The sequence below is a fragment of the Nocardia sp. NPDC052566 genome (assembly GCF_044547285.1).
Lineage (GTDB): Bacteria > Actinomycetota > Actinomycetes > Mycobacteriales > Mycobacteriaceae > Nocardia.
In genome coordinates this window covers 681,594-698,950 of the sequence record NZ_JBIUAF010000006.1, presented here as the reverse complement: position 1 = coordinate 698,950, position 17,357 = coordinate 681,594, and the positions used below count along the sequence as shown (strand labels likewise).

General features: G+C 67.4%; 15 protein-coding genes. 6 read left to right on the top strand and 9 right to left on the bottom strand.

Features of this window, described 5'->3' with window-relative positions; translation table 11 throughout:
- Position 1 precedes the first annotated feature (1 nt).
- The 3 genes from ACIG5A_RS33140 to ACIG5A_RS33130 all read left to right on the top strand — a co-directional run bounded on the left by ACIG5A_RS33140 (position 2) and on the right by ACIG5A_RS33130 (position 3,421).
- Positions 2-1,246: a hypothetical protein gene (locus ACIG5A_RS33140; RefSeq protein ID WP_397247361.1), complete on the top strand. Its 1,245-nt coding sequence runs from the start codon at positions 2-4 to the stop codon at positions 1,244-1,246.
- Positions 1,247-1,325: 79 nt separating this feature from the next.
- Positions 1,326-2,921, top strand: coding sequence for a succinic semialdehyde dehydrogenase (locus ACIG5A_RS33135; protein WP_397247359.1), 1,596 nt, complete (start codon positions 1,326-1,328; stop codon positions 2,919-2,921).
- Positions 2,922-2,935: 14 nt separating this feature from the next.
- Positions 2,936-3,421, top strand: a complete 486-nt coding sequence (locus ACIG5A_RS33130; protein WP_397247357.1) for a glutathione peroxidase — start codon at positions 2,936-2,938, stop codon at positions 3,419-3,421.
- Between the two features lie 9 nt (positions 3,422-3,430).
- Here ACIG5A_RS33130 and ACIG5A_RS33125 read toward each other — a convergent pair whose 3' ends face one another.
- The 6 genes from ACIG5A_RS33125 to ACIG5A_RS33100 all read right to left on the bottom strand — a co-directional run bounded on the left by ACIG5A_RS33125 (position 3,431) and on the right by ACIG5A_RS33100 (position 10,520).
- Positions 3,431-4,591 carry a serine hydrolase domain-containing protein gene (locus ACIG5A_RS33125; protein WP_397247355.1) on the bottom strand — a complete coding sequence of 387 codons (1,161 nt, stop codon included), beginning with the start codon at positions 4,589-4,591 and terminating at the stop codon, positions 3,431-3,433.
- A gap of 12 nt (positions 4,592-4,603) precedes the next feature.
- Complete coding sequence (locus ACIG5A_RS33120; RefSeq protein WP_397247353.1) at positions 4,604-5,956, bottom strand: cytochrome P450; 1,353 nt, start codon at positions 5,954-5,956, stop codon at positions 4,604-4,606.
- Between the two features lie 91 nt (positions 5,957-6,047).
- Positions 6,048-6,974 carry a hydroxymethylglutaryl-CoA lyase gene (locus tag ACIG5A_RS33115; RefSeq protein WP_397247351.1) on the bottom strand — a complete coding sequence of 309 codons (927 nt, stop codon included), beginning with the start codon at positions 6,972-6,974 and terminating at the stop codon, positions 6,048-6,050.
- A gap of 160 nt (positions 6,975-7,134) precedes the next feature.
- Positions 7,135-8,346 (bottom strand): CaiB/BaiF CoA transferase family protein, encoded by a 1,212-nt coding sequence (locus ACIG5A_RS33110; protein WP_397247349.1) that lies wholly within the window; start codon positions 8,344-8,346, stop codon positions 7,135-7,137.
- A gap of 72 nt (positions 8,347-8,418) precedes the next feature.
- Complete coding sequence (locus tag ACIG5A_RS33105) at positions 8,419-9,348, bottom strand: TauD/TfdA dioxygenase family protein (protein ID WP_397247347.1); 930 nt, start codon at positions 9,346-9,348, stop codon at positions 8,419-8,421.
- Between the two features lie 401 nt (positions 9,349-9,749).
- On the bottom strand, positions 9,750-10,520 hold the full coding sequence (locus tag ACIG5A_RS33100; protein WP_397247345.1) for a deoxyribonuclease IV: 771 nt from the start codon (positions 10,518-10,520) through the stop codon (positions 9,750-9,752).
- A 126-nt stretch (positions 10,521-10,646) separates the two neighbouring features.
- Here ACIG5A_RS33100 and ACIG5A_RS33095 point away from each other — a divergent pair, with 126 nt between their 5' ends.
- Both ACIG5A_RS33095 and ACIG5A_RS33090 read left to right on the top strand, forming a co-directional pair.
- Complete coding sequence (locus ACIG5A_RS33095; protein WP_397247343.1) at positions 10,647-12,170, top strand: protein kinase; 1,524 nt, start codon at positions 10,647-10,649, stop codon at positions 12,168-12,170.
- Positions 12,171-12,300: 130 nt separating this feature from the next.
- Entirely contained in the window at positions 12,301-14,205 is a 1,905-nt protein-coding gene (locus tag ACIG5A_RS33090) for a serine/threonine protein kinase (RefSeq protein ID WP_397247341.1), read from the top strand.
- A 26-nt stretch (positions 14,206-14,231) separates the two neighbouring features.
- Here the strand turns inward: ACIG5A_RS33090 and ACIG5A_RS33085 are convergent, their stop codons facing one another.
- Both ACIG5A_RS33085 and ACIG5A_RS33080 read right to left on the bottom strand, forming a co-directional pair.
- Entirely contained in the window at positions 14,232-15,062 is an 831-nt protein-coding gene (locus ACIG5A_RS33085) for a GNAT family N-acetyltransferase (RefSeq protein WP_397247339.1), read from the bottom strand.
- Between the two features lie 76 nt (positions 15,063-15,138).
- Positions 15,139-15,432 carry a hypothetical protein gene (locus ACIG5A_RS33080; protein ID WP_397247337.1) on the bottom strand — a complete coding sequence of 98 codons (294 nt, stop codon included), beginning with the start codon at positions 15,430-15,432 and terminating at the stop codon, positions 15,139-15,141.
- Between the two features lie 277 nt (positions 15,433-15,709).
- On the opposite strand from ACIG5A_RS33080, the gene ACIG5A_RS33075 reads away from it, so the two are divergent.
- Positions 15,710-16,117, top strand: a complete 408-nt coding sequence (locus ACIG5A_RS33075; RefSeq protein ID WP_397247335.1) for a hypothetical protein — start codon at positions 15,710-15,712, stop codon at positions 16,115-16,117.
- Between the two features lie 51 nt (positions 16,118-16,168).
- On the opposite strand, the gene ACIG5A_RS33070 is transcribed toward ACIG5A_RS33075, so the two are convergent.
- Positions 16,169-17,353: an acyl-CoA dehydrogenase family protein gene (locus tag ACIG5A_RS33070; protein ID WP_397247333.1), complete on the bottom strand. Its 1,185-nt coding sequence runs from the start codon at positions 17,351-17,353 to the stop codon at positions 16,169-16,171.
- Between the last annotated feature and the right edge of the window lie 4 nt (positions 17,354-17,357).

Here is a 17,357-nt window from a genome sequence, read left to right as displayed (position 1 = left end):
GATGTCGCGCTCGAGTGCGTTCGCGGAGCTGTCCAGGCACACACTGGCGACTCTGCTGCCCGAACTGCTGCTGTGCGGCCACCTGATCGACAGATCCGGGATGGCGCATTCGCTGGCCGCCTTCGGGCGCGCGGGCATGACGGCCATCGCGATCGAGGAGTGGCGGCTGGCCAGCCCCGTCTACACCCGCCGCATGCGCACCGCGCTCGGCATCGAGGGCGACGGCGTCGCGACGATTTTCAAAGGGCTGCAACTGGATATCGGCGCGCCGCCGCAGTTCATGGACTTCCGGTTCCGCGTCGACGATCACGACAGCGGCGAGTTCTGGCTCGACCACTGCGGTGCGCTGTGCGATGTGGAGCCGATGGGCACCGAGTTCGTGGTCTCGATGTGCCACGACATCGAGGATCCGACCTTCGACGCGACCGCGCTGGCCACCAACCCGCACGCGCGGGTCCGGCCCATCCATCGCCCGCCCCGGGTACCCGCCGACCGTCATCCGGTGTGCGCGTGGACCGTCACGATCGACGCGGCGCACACCCCGCCCGCCGCACCGGAAAACGCCGGGCTGGTGGCGAATTCGGCGGCCGCCCGCCTCGAACTGCCCGCCGTCGACCATGACGGTCCCGGGCTGCCGGACTACGCCGGACCCCTGCTGAGTGACCTGCGCTTCGCGGACTTCTCGCACTCCGCGCTGGTCCGGCTCGCGGACGAGGTATGCCTGCAACACCATTTGCTCACGCTCGGCTTCCTCGTCGCGGTGCGCGAGCTGGATCCCGGTGCCGCCGTCGACATCTGCCGCAAGCAGTTCACCGGCATCGCCGGGCTCACCGCCGAACGCCTGCGCAACGCGCTCGGCCTCGGCGACGATCCCGCCGCGCTCGCGCGGGTACTGCGGCTACATCCGGCATGGAATCCGCTGCACTACACCGATATCGAGGTATCCGCTCGCACGGACTCGGTCCTGCTGCACCTGCCGCGGCACAGCCCGTCGATCACCGACGGCGCCTGGCCGTCGGTGATCGACGCCGAGCACCTCGAACCGGTCGAGGCGATGGCACGCGGAGTCAACCCGCGGTTCTTCGCTCGCTCCACTACCTCGGGTGACCACAGCCTGACCATCGAGCTCGCGCTCGCCCCCACGCCCTTCCGCGAAGCGGCGGAGGTCGCGATCACCCGCTTCAGCACCGGCGCCGCCTTCACGTTCACCGATCGCGGCATCCCGTTACCGCTCACCGTGCGGTAACCGGAACCGGCGAACCCGGTGACCACCAACCAGGAACGTGTTCTAATTTGATCGGCAAGCACCCGATGGAGGCGCATCCATGAGCTCGACCGAAACCGAACAGGGTCCGGCCACCGCACTGCCCGCCCGGATCACCGGCGCACTGATCGACCGGCTGACCGGGATGGTCGCCGCCGACGGCACGGCGGCGCCGTACTCGATGATCGAGGTCTACACCGGCGCGACGGTCGGCGAGCTGCCGCAGTCGCGCCCCGCGGATATCACCGCCGCCTACGCGACCGCACGTGCCGCGCAGCGGGATTGGGCGCGCTGGCCGGTGCGGCGCAGGCTCGCGGTGTTCGAGCGGGCGCACGAGCTGCTGCTGCGCGAATCCGAGACCATCGCCGACCTGATCCAGATCGGCTGCGGCAAGACCCGCAGGATGGCGCTGGAGGAATCCTGCGACGTGCCGATGGTCATCAGCCACTACCTCAAGACCGCCAAGCGGGTGCTGCGACCGACCCGCCGCGGCGGCCCGATGCCGCTGATCACCACCTCGACCGAGGAGCACCGGCCCAAGGGCGTCGTCGCGGTCATCGCGCCGTGGAACTTCCCGTTCGCCATCGCGCTCTCGGACGCGGTGCCCGCGCTGATCGCGGGCAACGGCGTCGTACTCAAACCGGACAACAAGACCGCACTCTGCGCGCTGTTCGGCATCGAGCTGCTGTACCGAGCGGGCCTGCCGCGGGGGCTGTTCCAGGTGGTATGCGGCGAGGGACCCGATGTCGGGCCGACGCTGATCGATAACGCCGACTTCGTGATGTTCACCGGGTCCACCGCCACCGGACGGCTGGTCGGCGAGCAGGCGGGCCGGAACCTGATCGGGTGCAGCCTCGAACTCGGCGGCAAGAACCCGATGATCGTGCTCGACGACGCGAATCTCGACGACGTGATCCCCGGCGCGGCGTTCGCGGTGTTCGCCAACTCCGGCCAGGCCTGTATGCACATCGAGCGAATCTATGTGCACGACAAGCTGTACGACGAGTTCGTCGATCGACTCGTCACGGCCGCACAGGATTTGGGCGCCAAGGCGGGCGCGGCCTACGACTACACACCGGAATTCGGCTCGCTGGTCTCGGTCCAGCATATGGAGCGAGTGGCGGCACACGTCGACGACGCCCGCGCCAAGGGCGCGACGGTGCTCACCGGCGGCGCCGCCCGGCCCGATCTCGGCCCGGCGTTCTACGAGCCGACGGTGCTCACCGGCGTCACGCCCGAGATGACCCACGCGACCATGGAAACCTTCGGCCCGGTGGTCGGCGTGTACCGATTCACCGACGAGCAGGCGGCCATCCGGCTGGCCAACGCCACCGACTACGGACTCAACGCCAGCGTCTGGAGCCGGGACCTGGCCCGCGCCAACCGGATCGCCGCACAGCTCGAGGCGGGCAATATCAACATCAACGACGGCTTCGTCGCCACCTACGCGACCAAGGCGACACCGTCCGGCGGGGTGAAGCAGTCCGGCGTCGGCACCAGGCACGGCGATGCCGGGCTGCTGAAGTACACCGACGCCGTGAATGTCGGCGTGCAGAAGCGTCAGGTGCTCGCGGCCCGCTCGGCGATGCCCTACGAGAAGCAGCTGAAGATGACCATGACGACGCTGCGGCTGATGCGCCGCACCAGGCTGCGTTGAGTACGGTGGCAAGAATGAGCCTTCGAGAGATTCCGCTACGCACCCTGGCCGGTGAGCCGACCACCCTGGACGAGCTGGCCGGTGACAAGGCGGTGCTTGTGGTGAACGTGGCCTCCAAGTGTGGCCTGACACCGCAGTATTCGACGCTGGTCGAGTTGCAGAAGTCCTACGGCCCGCGCGGATTCAGCGTGGTCGGGGTGCCGTGCAACCAGTTCATGGGCCAGGAACCCGGTTCGGCGGAGGAGATCCAGGAGTTCTGCTCCACCACCTACGGCGTGGATTTCCCGCTGCTGGAGAAGACCGACGTGAACGGCGACGACCGGCACGCGCTCTACCGCGTACTGGTCGAGACCGCCGACGCCGAGGGCGCGGCCGGTGATATCCAGTGGAACTTCGAGAAGTTCCTCATCGATCGCGAGGGGAAGGTGGCGGGCCGCTTCCGGCCGCGGACCACCCCCGACGATCCCTCGGTCATCGCCGCCATCGAGGCCGCGCTCTAGCACCTGGCACTAACCGCAGATCGCCTCGTCGAGCAGCTCGTGCACGGCATCCTGGTGCGCGATCAGGGTGAGGAATCCGGGTAGCTGATTCACGCTGACGGTCACGGCGCGCTCGGCCGTCGCCGCATTGACGACGTAGTAGCCGTTCATGGCGCCGCCGTGGCCCCAGGTCTCGATGCCGCACGAGGTGATCCGGCGGAACAGCCCGAGTCCGGCATCCTCGGTCACCCGTGGCGCGCCGGCCGGGACGGTACGTTCCATCTCGGCCAGTTGCGCCGGCGGCACCAGCTGACCGGACAGCAGCGCCATGAAGAACCGGTTGAGATCGGCGCCGGAGGCCACCATGGCGCCGTCGGAAAGACCCCAGCCGGGATCGATATCGGTGATGTCGACGAGCGGGCCGTCGAACGAGTGGTAGCCACGTGGATGGGGCCCGCGGATCACATTCTCCAACGGGTATGCGGGCCAATAGGTGTCGCGCAGGCCGAGCGGGATGAGGATGCGGGTGGTGATCTCCAGACCGGCGGGGCGGCCCGTCAGCTGCTCGATCAGTTTGCCCGCGATCAGATAGTTGGTGTTGGAGTACCTGGACTCCGAACCGGGCGCGAACCGGGCGTTCTGGTCGAGACCGAGCCGGATCAGCTCCGCGGCGGGCCGGCTGCGCTGCAGGTCGGCCACCGAGGCGGCGGGCAGCTGGTCCAGGTAGTCCGGAATGCCGCTGGTGTGCTGCAACAGATTTCGCACGGTGATCAGGTTTCCGTCACCGCCGGGCCCGCGCACGACGCCGGGCAGGTACAGCTCGACAGGAGCGTCCAGCTCCAGCCGCCCTTCGGCGACCAGTTGGAGCAGCACCGTCGCGACGAACGACTTGGTATTGCTGGCGATCCGCACCTGCGCGAGATCGGGGAAGGGTGAGCGGGTGGTCAGATCGCCGACCCCGCTGTTGAGCTGGAGCACCTGATCGCCTTCGGTGCGGATCAGCTGTGCGCCTGGCACAGCCATACTCTGCACCAAACTGTCGAGGTCGGTTTGTAGTTGCGGGACAAGGGAAGCCGATTCCGCGGTCGAGTGTGCCGCCGAAGGCAGCACGGTGACCGCGACGGCCATCACGAGGAGCATGAGGGGGCGTCGCACACCGTAGATATCTGCGGCGCCCGAAAGATCGTTCACGCGCAGCGGATTTCAATACTTCCTGCGCCGGTAACGAATCGTGCACGGCTGCCGCAGCTGCACCACCATCTTGCTGTGGTCGTTGCGGTAGCTGTCCGACGGCTGGGCCATCTCGAATTCCCAGTCGCGCAACAGTATCGAGAAGATCGCCTTCAGCTGCATGAGCGCGAACGCCGCGCCGACGCACCGATGCCTGCCCGCGCCGAACGGAATCCAGGTCCAGCGGTTGAGCAGATCCTGCTGACTCGGATCGAGATAGCGGCCGGGATCGAAGGCGTCCGGATTCGGGAAATCCTCGGCGATCCGGTTGGAGATCGCGGGCGTCGCCGCGACCAGATCGCCGGATTCGATGCCGTGCCCGCACACCTCGAATTCGCCGCGCGCCACCCGCATCAGGATGATCAGCGGCGGATGCAGCCGCAGCGTCTCCTTGACCACCGCCTCCAGGTTCGGAATCCGGCGCAGCGCACCGAAACTGATGTCCGAGCCGTGTTGGTAGAGCTCGTCCAACTCATCCACCACAGTGCGCAGCCGGTCCGGGTGGCGCAGTAATTCGATGACCGTCCATGCCGCGGTGCCCGAGGTGGTGTGGTGCCCGGCGAACATCATCGAGATGAACATGCCGGTGATCTCGCTGGCGCTGAACCGCGCCGCGCCGTGCTCGTCGGTGATCGAGATCAGCACGTCGAGCATGTCCCGATCGTCCTTCGCCCCAGGAGGGTTCACGGCACGCCGGTCCATGATGCCCTGCACCAGCTCGACCAGTTCGGCGCGCGCGGCATCGCGACGGCGGAAGCTCTCGATCGGCGCGTACGGGTCGACGTAGGCCATGGCGTCGGTGCCGCGTTCCAGATCGTGGTAGAGCCGGGCGAAGCGCTCGTCGAGTTCGTCGCGGAACTTCACGCCGATCAGGCAGGCCGAGGAGGTGTAGATGGTCAGCTCAGCGAAGAAGTCGAGCAGATCGATCTCGCCCTCGTCGTCCCAGCGCGCGAGCATCCGCGCCACCTCGCGGCCGATGGTCGCGGCGTGGCCGCGCATCTGCTCGGCCCGCAGCGCCTGGTTGTGCAGCATCTCCTTGCGCCGCTCGGGCGGTACGTCGAACACGACACCCGCACCGAAGATCGGCTTCATGAACGGATAGGCGGCGGCCTGATCCAGATCCTCGTCGCCGGAACGGAAGAAGAATTCGTTGGCCTGCGCGCCGGACAGCAGGATGACCTGCCTGCCCGCCAGTTCGAACGCGCCGACGTCACCGCATTCGGCGCGCACCCTGCGCATCAAAGCGAGGGGATCGCTGCGGAATTCGTCGAGATGGCCGTACTCGCCGTCGCCGCCGGAAACCCGCCGTGGCCGCACCAGGGTCATGACCGTCCTCCTGGATCGGGTGTCCATCCATACGATGGACACCTGTCCAGACGCTACTATGGCCACTGTTCCAGGACAAGGCCTTTCGGACTCAGCCGGGGATAACCCATTCGAAGGCAGCCGCTTTGGAACGGGCGCCCTCCGCGGCGCGCGAGCGGTTCGGCTCACCGAGATCGGCCAGGAGCCGTTCGGTGAGACCGACCAGGGTGGCCAGCTTCGCCGGTGTGAACCAGTGCGGCCTGGTGGCGAACAGGATGTCCTCCGACGAGGTGTTGCCGCTGGCGCCCGGGGCGAACGGGCAGCCGCCGAGGCCGCCGAGCGCACCATCGACCATGGTGGCGCCCGCCGCCAGTGCGGCAAGGGTGTTGGCCACACCCATACCCCAGGTGTCGTGACCATGGAAGACGATGCGCCGCCGCGGCGTTCGGTCGCGCACCGCCGCGATAAGCGCGCTCACCTGTGCCGGATGCGCCTGGCCGAGCGTATCGGCGATGACGATATCGGCGGCACCCTCGGTGCGGGAATCGTTGGCGATGGCCAGGACTCGCTCCGGATCGACCGGGCCGTCGAAGGGGCAGGTGAAGCTGGTGGCCAGGCACAGCTGGATCTCGCCACCGGCCGCGCGGGCCAGCCGCACCGCGTCCGGCATCGCCGCGACGCTGTCCTCGGTGGTCCGGCCGATATTGGCCCTGTTGTGCGCGTCGGAGGCCGAGAAGCAGTACTGGAAGTTGCGCACGCCTGCGGCGGCCGCCTTCTCGACGTGGCGCGGCGTGGCCACCCACACCCAACAGCGTTGCAGCTCTTGCGGAGTCAGCGCGGCGATCAACTCCATGGTGTTCGCCATCGGCGGCACCAGATCGGGCCGCGCCATGGACCCGATCTCGAGCGCGGGCACGCCGAGCGCGAGCAGGCCGCGCACGATCTCCACTTTCCGCTCCACCGGAAGTACTTTCCCGGTGAGCTGCAACCCGTCACGCAGGGTGACATCGCGCAGCAGCGACTCGTGCTGGGCCGTCATCGCTCCTCACGGTCCTGGCGCGGTACGCACATCACACCGCCCCACGGCTTTTCGTGGACACCGGCCGGATTGGGATGCACAGTCGGGCGGATGTGCGCGGGGCCGCGGAGCTCGCGCGGATCACGGCCCGTCGGCCGCCTGCGGTCTTGTCTGCGCCTGCTCACGAGTCCTCCAGTGCGTCGATCTCGGTGTCGCTCATACCCAACAGCTGCGAAAGCACCTCGTGGGTGTGCTCGCCGAGGTCGGGGCCGACATTGCGAATGGGCAGCGACTCGCCACCGATCACCGGGACGATGCCGGGGAAGCCGACCGTCTTCGGTTGCGGCTCACCGATATCCACCGGGAACTGCTGGATCATGTTGCGCGCCAGATACTGTTCGTCGGCGACGATATCCGCGGCCGTGTAGATCGGACCGCACGGAATAGCGGCCGCCTCCAGCAGCTTCAGCGCGTCGTCACGAGTGTGCTGAACGGTCCACTCCGCGATGGCGGCGTCGAGGCGATCCCTGTTGCGCCAGCGGCCCGCGTTGTCCTGTAGCTCCGGATCGGCTGCCAGGTCGGGGCGTTCGATCACCTGCATGTAGCGCTGGAAGATGGCATCGCCGTTGCCGCCGATGATGATGCTGACGCCGTCGCTGCACGGGTAGGCGTTACTCGGCGCGATACCCTCCACCCGGCCGCCGACGCGCTCGCGGCTGATGCCGTAGGCAAGATAGTCCGGGACAAGGGATTCCATCACCGAGAGGATGGACTCGTTGAGTGCGACGTCGATGACGCGCTCCCCCAGCGGAATCGCCGCATCCCGCTTTTCGCGCTGGAACAGCGCCATCACCGTGCCGAACGCGGCGTAGATGCCCGCGATGGAATCGCCGATGGACACGCCGGTGCGCACCGGTGGCCGATCCGGATCACCGACCAGCTCACGTAGGCCGCCGACCGCCTCGGCCACCGCGGCGAAGCCGGGGCGGGCCGACAGCGGCCCAGTCTGACCGTAGGCGGAGATGCGGGTGATCACCAGATTCGGATTCACCTGGTCGAGCACGTCCGGCCCGAGACCCCATTTCTCCAGCATGCCCGGGCGGAAATTCTCCAGCAGCACATCGCAGTGACGGATCAGATCGAGCACGACCTTGCGGCCCGCCTCGCTGCGCAGATCGAGCGTGATCGACTTCTTGTTCCGGTTGATGGTCCGGTACAGCATCGAGGTGTCGCCGCCGTAGAGCCGCCAATTGCGCAGCTCGTCACCGGCTTTCGGGCGTTCCACCTTGATCACCTCGGCGCCGAAATCGCCGAGGATGCGTCCCGCGGTCGGCGCCGCGATGTAATTGCCGAGCTCGAGGACGCGCACCCCGTCCAACGGCCGAATACTCATGCGCAACAGTCTCTACCATGCGCGGGCCCCCTACGCCACACGGCCCCGCCCTTGACGGGGCCGTGCGACCGGTCAGGACGCCAGGAGCTGGGGTTCTTCGATAATCGAGTAGTGCTCGGCGTTACCGGCGATGCTGACGCTCGCGCTGCCGTCGACACCGACCGGCACATCACCGGCCAGCGTGATGCGGGTCAGCCTGCGGGGCTGGTCGTCGTAATCGTCGATCGCGTAGTGCTGGGTGGCCCGGTTGTCCCAGATGGCGACATCGCCCGGCGCCCAATTCCAGCGCGCGGTGTTCTCCAGCCGCGTCACCCGATCCTGGAACAGGCGGAACAGCGCCTGCGACTCACCGGTGGACAGCCCGACGAAATGCTTCACGAAATGCCCGACCAGCAGTGCACGCTCACCGGTCTCCGGATGCACCCGCACCACCGGATGCTCGGTCTCGTAGTAGTCCGACTCGAACTCGGCACGGTAGGCCGCCGAGTTGGCCGTAGTCTTGTCCCGATGCACGGCGGCGTAGTCGTAGATGTTGGTGTGCACCGCCCGCAGATTCTCGGCCAGCCGCTTGAGCGGTTCCGGTAGCGATTCGTACGCGGCAACGGTCGAGGCCCATGTGGTCGACCCGCCATAGGGCGGCAAGGTGACCGCCCGCAGAATCGATGCCTTCGGAATCCGATCAACGAACGTCACATCGGTATGCCAGCTGTTGGCCCGTCCGTACTCGGAATCGATCGCCAGACTCTTCACACCATGCGTGGTCACGGTCGGATGCGGCGTAGTCGGGGTACCGAGCAGCTCGGCGAACTCGTACTGCCCGTCCTCGGTCAGGTGGTCCTGCTCCCGGAAAAAGATCACCTTGTGCTCGAGCAACGCCCGCCGAATCACCTCGACCGTCACCTTGTCCAGCTCCCCACCGAGCCGAACATTGCCGATCTGAGCACCGATCCGCGCCCCGAGCTTGGTCACCGTTGCGGTAGAGGGAGCGTGTCCAACCGTCATGAATCCACCTTCGCCGTCGAGCCCACTTACGTCGCCCTCGACAACACCACCGAAACCCCCACCGCAACCAGCCTTTCCATCCCCCTGATCCCAAACACCGCACCGCCTCATACTCGCCAGCATCGAGCGCAGTCGAATGGCCGCTGGATACGGCGTGTCGTACGGCCATTCGACTGCGCTCGCGGAATTTTGATCTCACCGCAACCGGCCTGTCCATCGCCCTGAACCCCAACCCCACCGTTGAGTCGGCTCGATCGCCGAAATCATCCTGGACAACCGATCATCAGGAACTGAGGTTAGTACCCTCTCGGCCGATACATCCCTCAGTTCCTGATGATCACTCGACCGGCAACATCACCGCGTGTCAGGCCCAAACCTTCAGGGGGCGGAAGGATAAAACCTCAGCCCACGTGTTCCCGCAGATACGCCAGATCGTCGGCCACACCCTCGGCGGGCGTTTCCAGGATCACCGGTGCGCCCGCCGTCTTGCAGACCTCGGCGAGCAATTGCGGGTCGATGGTGCCGTCGGCGAAGTTGGCGTGGCGGTCGGCGCCGGAGTTGAACTCGTCGCGGGAGGAGTTGAGGTGCACCAGGTCGATTCGGCCGGTGATCGCCTTGATCCGGTCGACAACGCCGATCAGTTCTTCGCCGCCCGCCCAAGCGTGGCAGGTGTCGAGGCAGAAACCGGCGCCGAATTCACCGACCGCGTCCCACAGCCTGCCGATGGCATCGAAATGCCGTGCCATGGCGTGATTTCCGCCCGCGGTGTTCTCGATCAGGATCGGCACCGCGAAACCGCCCTTGTCCTGCTGGCGTTCGAACAGCTTGCGCCAGTTATCGATGCCGGTGTCGATTTCGGCGTCGGAGCGGACGTGCCCACCGTGCACGACCAGGCCGAACGCGCCGAGATCGGCGGCGGCCTTCGCCTGCTGGGCCACCGCGTTGCGCGAGGGCATCCGCAGCCGGTTGTTCAGGCTGGCCACATTGATCTGATACGAGGAGTGCACCACCACATCGATCGGGCTGGCCACGATCTCCTCGGTTCGCGGGTGCGGCTGCGGCTTGTCCCAGCTCTGCGGGTCGACAACGAACATCTGGATGACATCGGCGCCGAGTTTCTCCCCGAAGCCGATCGGATCACCGTCAAGTCGAACGTGGGCACCAATGCGCATAGGGGACAGCGTAATGAGTGACACCGACACATCGGGGCGGCGACAATAGAATGTTGCATCAGGGCGGGTGGCCGAGATACATCGGTAGAAACCACGCGCTCGACCCGACGAGGGGGGTGAACAATCGTGTTGCAGCCCGGTGACGTCTTTGCCGGCTACCTCATCAAACGCGTGCTCGGCCAGGGTGGCATGGGCACCGTCTATCAGGCCAAACATCCGCGGCTGCCGCGGATGACCGCGCTGAAACTGCTCAAGCGCGAGTTGTACACCGACGTCGAGATCCGGCGCCGGTTCGAGCGCGAGGCCGATCTGGCCGCCGGATTGGACCACCCGAATATCGTGACGGTCTTCGATCGTGGCGCCGAGGATCAGCAGCTGTGGATCTCCATGCAGTATGTGCCGGGCGCGGATGTCTCCTGTGCCGATGTGAACGTGCTCGCACCGGGCCGGGCGGCACAGATCATCGCCGATACCGCGGCGGCGCTGGATTTCGCGCACGCGCACCGGGTGCTGCACCGCGATGTGAAGCCCGCCAACATCCTGCTCGCCAAGGCGCCCATCGGTCAGCCGGAACGGGTGCTGCTCACCGACTTCGGCATCGCGGCACTGCGCGGCAGCGACACCACGCTGGCCTCGGCGCGCACCATCACCGCGACGCTGGCCTACGCACCACCCGAACTTCTCACCGGACTGCCGCTCGACGATCGGGCCGATCAATACTCGCTGGCCTGCACCCTGTTCTGGATGCTGACCGGCAGCGTGCCCTTCACCGGTGCCACCCCACTCGCCGTAGTCAACCAACACCTGTACTCCCCGGTCCCCAGCCTGCGCCGAACCCGCCCCGCCTTGCCCCCCAGCCTCGACCGGGTACTCGCCAGGGCGATGGCCAAGCGCGCGGGCGACCGTTTCGGCAGCTGCACCGAGTTCGCCGCCACCTTCCGCCACGCACTCGACGACATGCACCGCTACCAGCCGAACGGCACACCAGCGCAATCGGCACACCCGGCACCGCGGCAACACACCACACCCCAACAGCACTCGAGCGCACAGCAACACCCGACACCGCAACAGCAGAACTCGGCACCGCCGCACTCGGCGCACCAAGACTCGGCACCCCAGCACCACTCGACGTCACAACAGCACCCGGGACCACAGCAACACCCGACGCCACCGCAGCACTCTGCGTCGCAACAGCACCCGGCATCGCAACACCCCGCGGCGCGGCAACGCTCAGCGCCGCAACACCACTCGCCGCAGCAACGCCCAGTGCCGCAACAGCACATGGCACCGCAACCCTCGACAGCGCAGCAACGCTCGACACCACAGAACTCGACGCCGCAACAAAACTCGGCACCTCAGCACAACTCGACGCCACAACAGCATCCGGCGCCGCCACAACACTCGATGCCGCAACACCCTGCGGAGCAGCACTCAGCACCGCAACAGCACCCGGCACCGCAGGACTCGACCGCGCACACTGGGCCGCAGCAATCGGGGGCGCAGGAGGAGGCGACGGGGCAGCCTGTGCCGGTTTCGGGGGCGCGGCGGACGGGGCGGCCGAAAATCATTGCGCTGCCTGATTTTCCGGTGCGGTCCGGGTTCAATGCGCGGCGCGGGCATCCGCCGCCGGATCCGCGGCCGCCGCCGTAGCGGCGGTTCTCGAACTGTCGCCGACGGCGTTCGCGGTCGCGGCATCTTGCTATGGTTTCGATGTTTTTCGGGGTCGGCCTGATCTGACCACGGGTTCTTATGCTGTACGCCAGCTCATCGGTGGGTCCCGATGCGCGGCGGGGAATTGGAGCAGACAATGCTGGCCAGCGGTGACGTCTTCGCCGGCTATGTCATCGAGCGGCAATTGGGCCGCGGTGGCATGGGATCGGTCTACCTGGCGAAACATCCGCGGCTACCGCGCATGACGGCGCTGAAGCTGCTGAACCGGGAGATGTTCTTCGACAAGGAGGTGCGGGCGCGGTTCGAGCGGGAGGCGGACCTGGTCGCGCAGCTCGATCACCCGAACATCGTCACGGTGTACGACCGCGGGCTCGACGACGAGCAGCTGTGGATTTCGATGCAGTACATCGACGGTGTGGACGCCGCGTCGGTGGAGCCGAAATCGCTGCCGCCCGAACGCGCCGTGCAGATCGTCAAGGAGACCGCCGACGCACTCGACTACGCGCACGGCATCGGCGTGCTGCACCGGGACGTGAAGCCGGCGAACATCCTGCTCGCCCGGTCCGGCAGCGGGCGCGGGGAACGCGTCTACCTCACCGATTTCGGTATCGCACGGCTGCGCGACGACACCGGCCATCTCACCCAGACCGGCACCTTCACCGCCACACTGGCCTACGCCTCGCCGGAGCAGCTGACCGGCGCCGCGCTCGATCACCGCTCGGACCAGTACTCGCTGGCCTGCTCGCTGTTCTGGTTGTTCACCGGCACCGGCCCGTTCACCGCGACCAACCCGGCCGCCGTGATCCAGGGCCATCTGCAGTCCGCACCGCCCGCGCTGAGCAGTCACCGCCCCGGCCTGCCGTACGCGTTGGACGGCGTGCTGGCCAAGGCGATGGCCAAGCGCCCCGAGGACAGGTTCGCCACCTGTTCGGATTTCGCGACGGCCGCGCGCAACGCGCTGACCACCCCGAGTACGCCGTCGATGCCGCTGGTCGGTGGCCCGCGTCCGCTGACGAGTCCGCCGATCCCGGTGACCGGGCCCCGCCCGAGCACCAATCCCCCTGTCCCGGTGACGAATTCGCCGTACCCGACACCCCACGCGCCGTATCCGACGGCCACTCCGCAACCCAGCGGACAAGCGAGCGGAGCGCACCAGCAGGCCGGCGTGCCCCATCCACAGGCCAGCGGACCGCACCCACAGGCCAGCGGAGCCAACCCGCTCGCCGGGTCGGGAGTGCTGACGCCGCCGCCCGCCACCGTAGTGTCGCAACCGCGCAATCCACAGCCGACGAATCCGTACACCAGGCCCGCCGGTTTCGCCTCGCCACCGCCCGGCCCGCCGAGCCCGCCGCTCAACCGGCCGGTGCAGCAACCGCAGCGGCCGCCGGGCCGAAAGTCCAACACCGGCTTGATCGTCGGCATCTGCGTCGCCGTCGTCGCGGCGCTCGTCGCGGTGATCGTGATCATCGCCGTCGCCGCCAACAGCGACAACGGGGGCGGCGGCACCACGACGACGCCGAAATCCACCGTCAAGACCACCGGACCGACCAATACCGGCAAGCCGACGCTGGAGTCGATCGGCGCGCAGTTCCCGCGCATGGTGCCGACCAGCACCGAGGGTGAGGTCGGCTACGACAGCGCGACCTGCTGGCACACCGACGCCAGCTTCCAGCCGACGAAGTTCGACGGCGACCCGGACTTCCTCAACTGGGCCTTCCTGTGGAGCTGCTATGGCGGCGGCAACAACGAGGACCCGTCGTACCGGATCTTCGTCTACAAGTCCGCCGCCGATGTGGACGCGGTGGTGAAGAAGCTGCCGTCCTCGGCGACCAAGTCGAGCGACACCAACGGTGGAAAGGCCTACACCAACTACAAGTTCAACGATCACGGGCCCAAGATCGTCACGGTGTTCACCGGCGACAGCAACCGCGCCCAGTTCCTGATGTACACCGACGGCCTGTCCGGCAGCGTCGACGACGCGCTGCGCTGGTGGCGTTCGGCGCCGCTGAACTGAGCCGCGGAACCGAGACACCCTGCGGATCAGCTGAACTCGTGGTGCACGAACTCGTGGGTCGGATGGAAGCCGATCGCCTGGTAGATCTTGTTGGAGGTCCGGTTCGCGGTGTCGGCGAACAGGCAGACGTCGAGGCCGTCGGCGCGCAGCCGGTGCGCGACATGGGCGGACAGCGCGCTGGCATAGCCGTGGCCGCGCTCATCCGGCGGTGTGTACACCGGCCCGATCCGCGACCAGCCGTGCATCGGAAGCTGGTGTGCGACAAGGCTCGTCGGGCAGCCGCGATGCTCCCAGAGCCACCAGCGCCCCGACGCGACCCTGGCCCGGATGCCGCGCTCGCCGACGCGCAATCCCGAGATACCCGACTCCTCGCTCATCGCGTCCAGCCAGTCGACGCACAGCCCGACATCGGATTCGGTGGCCACGCGGGGCGATCCGGCGACGTCGGGGATGCGCAGTACGCCGAGTCGATACAACCGGGTGGCGTAGGTCTGCCGGTACCGCCCGCCGACCAGCGCGCACCAGCGTTCGGCGAAGGTCGTCGCGGCTTCGTATGCCCCTTCGACACTGCCGGTGTAGGGCTCGGCGTCGGCGAGGGTCCCCGCGACGGCGGGCACGCTCTCGACGGGCAGTTCGCCGAGGTACACGCCGCGGTCGGCCGCCCGCATGGCGGCGCCGACCACGGCGTCGTCGCGCTGGTGCACCGAAACGAACTCGGGTACCTCGGTGACATCGAGGCCGGCGATCCGATTGGCGATCACCGTGGCGATCACGGTGTGCCGCAATGGATCACGAAGCAGGAATGCTTCGGCGCGCGACCGGAACTCGGTGGCGTCCGTGGTGATCTCGATCCTCATATCAATCCACGGTATGCGCCGAAAATGTTGTATGCCCGTATTTTTCGCGCGGCGCGGGCCTGCTCCGGCGTGTGGCTCAGGTGCTTTCGCTCGTGTCGCCCCTGTCCGCACGCAACTTCAGTAGCACCAGCCCCGCTGTGCACGCGAGAATCAGCCCGGCGACGGTGATTTCGACATGCAGCCCCGCGATGCCGAGTATGGCGCCCGTGATACCACCGATGAAGATCAGCCAGGCCAGCGTCCTCGACACGATCGTGGACAGCGAGCGCTTCGGCCGGTTCGACACCCTGTCCTGCGAGGTGGCCGATGCCGCCGAATCGGCGGTTTCGGTCGACGCATCCAGCGGAGTTGTCGAGTAAGCTCCCATCATCTACTCCTCGATGACGCCGTTTCAGACAATCGCCGCGGCGCAAACCGAGCAACGCGTCCTCATCTTGCAACTGGCGTCTCACGCGTAACTTTGATCACACACGCTACGACGGCGGTGGATGGTTGCGCTACGACACGTACCCATGACACGCCGAAGAGACCAATCCGATATCTGAATGATTTGCGTTTCAAATCCCGGATGCCATAGGCCGCTCATCTGGCCGCACCGACCCGCCTCGATTAAGGTGAGGCCGACTCGAATACGCGAGGAGTTACCGATGGAGAGCAGCAGGGCCAAGCTAGTCGGTCCGGCGATCGCCGTAGGCGCGATCTCCGCGGGACTCGTCCTCATCGGCGCCTGTGGTGTCGGTCAGCACGACACCTATGTCTCGCCGCCGCCACTGAAATCCGGCCCGTACGTCGCACCCGCCGCCAATGCCAAGGACACGAGCTCGACGGCGCCGAAGGTGATCATCCCGCCGTCGCCGAGCTGGCAGGTCGCCCAGGGACCACCGCGCAGGCCACCGGGTTTCACCGTCCCGCCCTCGACGTCGCCGGGATCGACGCCACGGTCGGATACCGATGAGCCGACGACGCGCAGGCGCCCGACCCCGACGACGGACGAAACCGCACCGACCACGCGACCGCCGACCACACCCGCGACGCTGTACGGCGAGGACGAGTGATGACCGGCGGTGCGCGCCATCATGGTTCGCACCGCCGGATCGCCCGCACCGTCACAACTCGGGCAGCTCGTACTCCCCGACCCGATCGCTGAGCAGCCGCAGATGTTCGAGCCCGCCACCGAGCGTCCGCTCGATCGCGGTCAGCCTGGCCACGTAGTGACCGACCGGATATTCCGCGGTGACGCCGATGCCGCCGTGCATCTGGATCGCCTCCTGCCCGACATGGCGCGCCGCGCGGCCGACCTGCAGCCTGGCCCGCGAGGCGATCACGGGATCGTTCGCGCCGTCGGCCATTGCCGCGGTGGCGTACAGGCTCATGCTGCGCGCCAATTCGAGCGAGGTGTACATGTTCGCGGCCCGCTGGGTCAGCGTCTGGAACTTCGACAGCGTGACGCCGAACTGCTTACGGGTCTTCAGGTATTCGGCCGTCAGGCGCAGCGCCTCTTCCATCGCGCCGATGGATTCCGCGCACAGGCTCGCCTGCGCGTAGCCGATGGCGGCCGCCACCGTCTCGGCCGCGGCGGCGCCGTCACCGAGCAATTCCGCGGGGGCCGAGGCGAATTCGAGCTGTGCGCCGCGCTGCCCGTCGAGCGTGCGATAAGGCTTGCGCGTCACGCCGTTCGCGTCGGGAGCCACCAGGAACAGCCCGATCGCGCCGCTCGGCAGTAGCGCGCTGACGACGAGCTCGTCGGCGCAATCACCATGCGGCACCGGGTTTTTCACGCCGGTGAGCGTGTACGAGTCGCCCCCGGTGGCCGCGTCAGGCCCGGAGGAGGCGGCTTGCCCCGCGGCCGCCGAATCGGACACAGCAACGGCCTGGGTCGCCAATTCGGTGGACGGCCAGCGGATACCGGGCTCGGCATGCGCGAAGGCGAGCAGCTTGCCGCCCGCGGCGACCTCGGACAGGATCCGCTGCCGCTGTTCGGCGCTGCCCGCCCTGGCGATCAATTCGCCGGGCAGCAGCACGGCATCGAGGATCGGCTCCGGCGCCAGCCTGCGCCCGACCTCCTCCAGCACCACCATCGTCTCCACCGGTCCGGCGCCGACGCCGCCGTCCTCCTCGGCGAAACTCAGGCCGAGCACACCGAGTTCGGCGAGCTGGCGCCAGACCTCGCGGCTCCAGCCGAGATCGGTATCGGTCACCTTGAGGCGGGTCTCGGGGTCGTAATTGCGGGCGAGCAGGTCGCGGACCGTGTCACGCAGCATGACCTGTTCATCGGTGAGTTCGAAATCCATGGTC

What these genes read in the sequence shown, in the direction of transcription:
- ACIG5A_RS33140 (WP_397247361.1), top strand. Translation starts at nt 2, where the DNA reads ATGTCGCGCTCGAGTGCGTTCGCGGAGCTGTCCAGGCACACACTGGCG.
- ACIG5A_RS33135 (WP_397247359.1), top strand. Translation starts at nt 1,326, where the DNA reads ATGAGCTCGACCGAAACCGAACAGGGTCCGGCCACCGCACTGCCCGCC.
- ACIG5A_RS33130 (WP_397247357.1), top strand. Translation starts at nt 2,936, where the DNA reads ATGAGCCTTCGAGAGATTCCGCTACGCACCCTGGCCGGTGAGCCGACC.
- ACIG5A_RS33120 (WP_397247353.1), bottom strand. Translation starts at nt 5,956, where the DNA reads ATGACCCTGGTGCGGCCACGGCGGGTTTCCGGCGGCGACGGCGAGTAC.
- ACIG5A_RS33115 (WP_397247351.1), bottom strand. Translation starts at nt 6,974, where the DNA reads ATGACGGCCCAGCACGAGTCGCTGCTGCGCGATGTCACCCTGCGTGAC.
- ACIG5A_RS33110 (WP_397247349.1), bottom strand. Translation starts at nt 8,346, where the DNA reads ATGAGTATTCGGCCGTTGGACGGGGTGCGCGTCCTCGAGCTCGGCAAT.
- ACIG5A_RS33105 (WP_397247347.1), bottom strand. Translation starts at nt 9,348, where the DNA reads ATGACGGTTGGACACGCTCCCTCTACCGCAACGGTGACCAAGCTCGGG.
- ACIG5A_RS33100 (WP_397247345.1), bottom strand. Translation starts at nt 10,520, where the DNA reads ATGCGCATTGGTGCCCACGTTCGACTTGACGGTGATCCGATCGGCTTC.
- ACIG5A_RS33090 (WP_397247341.1), top strand. Translation starts at nt 12,301, where the DNA reads ATGCGCGGCGGGGAATTGGAGCAGACAATGCTGGCCAGCGGTGACGTC.
- ACIG5A_RS33085 (WP_397247339.1), bottom strand. Translation starts at nt 15,062, where the DNA reads ATGAGGATCGAGATCACCACGGACGCCACCGAGTTCCGGTCGCGCGCC.
- ACIG5A_RS33080 (WP_397247337.1), bottom strand. Translation starts at nt 15,432, where the DNA reads ATGATGGGAGCTTACTCGACAACTCCGCTGGATGCGTCGACCGAAACC.
- ACIG5A_RS33075 (WP_397247335.1), top strand. Translation starts at nt 15,710, where the DNA reads ATGGAGAGCAGCAGGGCCAAGCTAGTCGGTCCGGCGATCGCCGTAGGC.
- ACIG5A_RS33070 (WP_397247333.1), bottom strand. Translation starts at nt 17,353, where the DNA reads ATGGATTTCGAACTCACCGATGAACAGGTCATGCTGCGTGACACGGTC.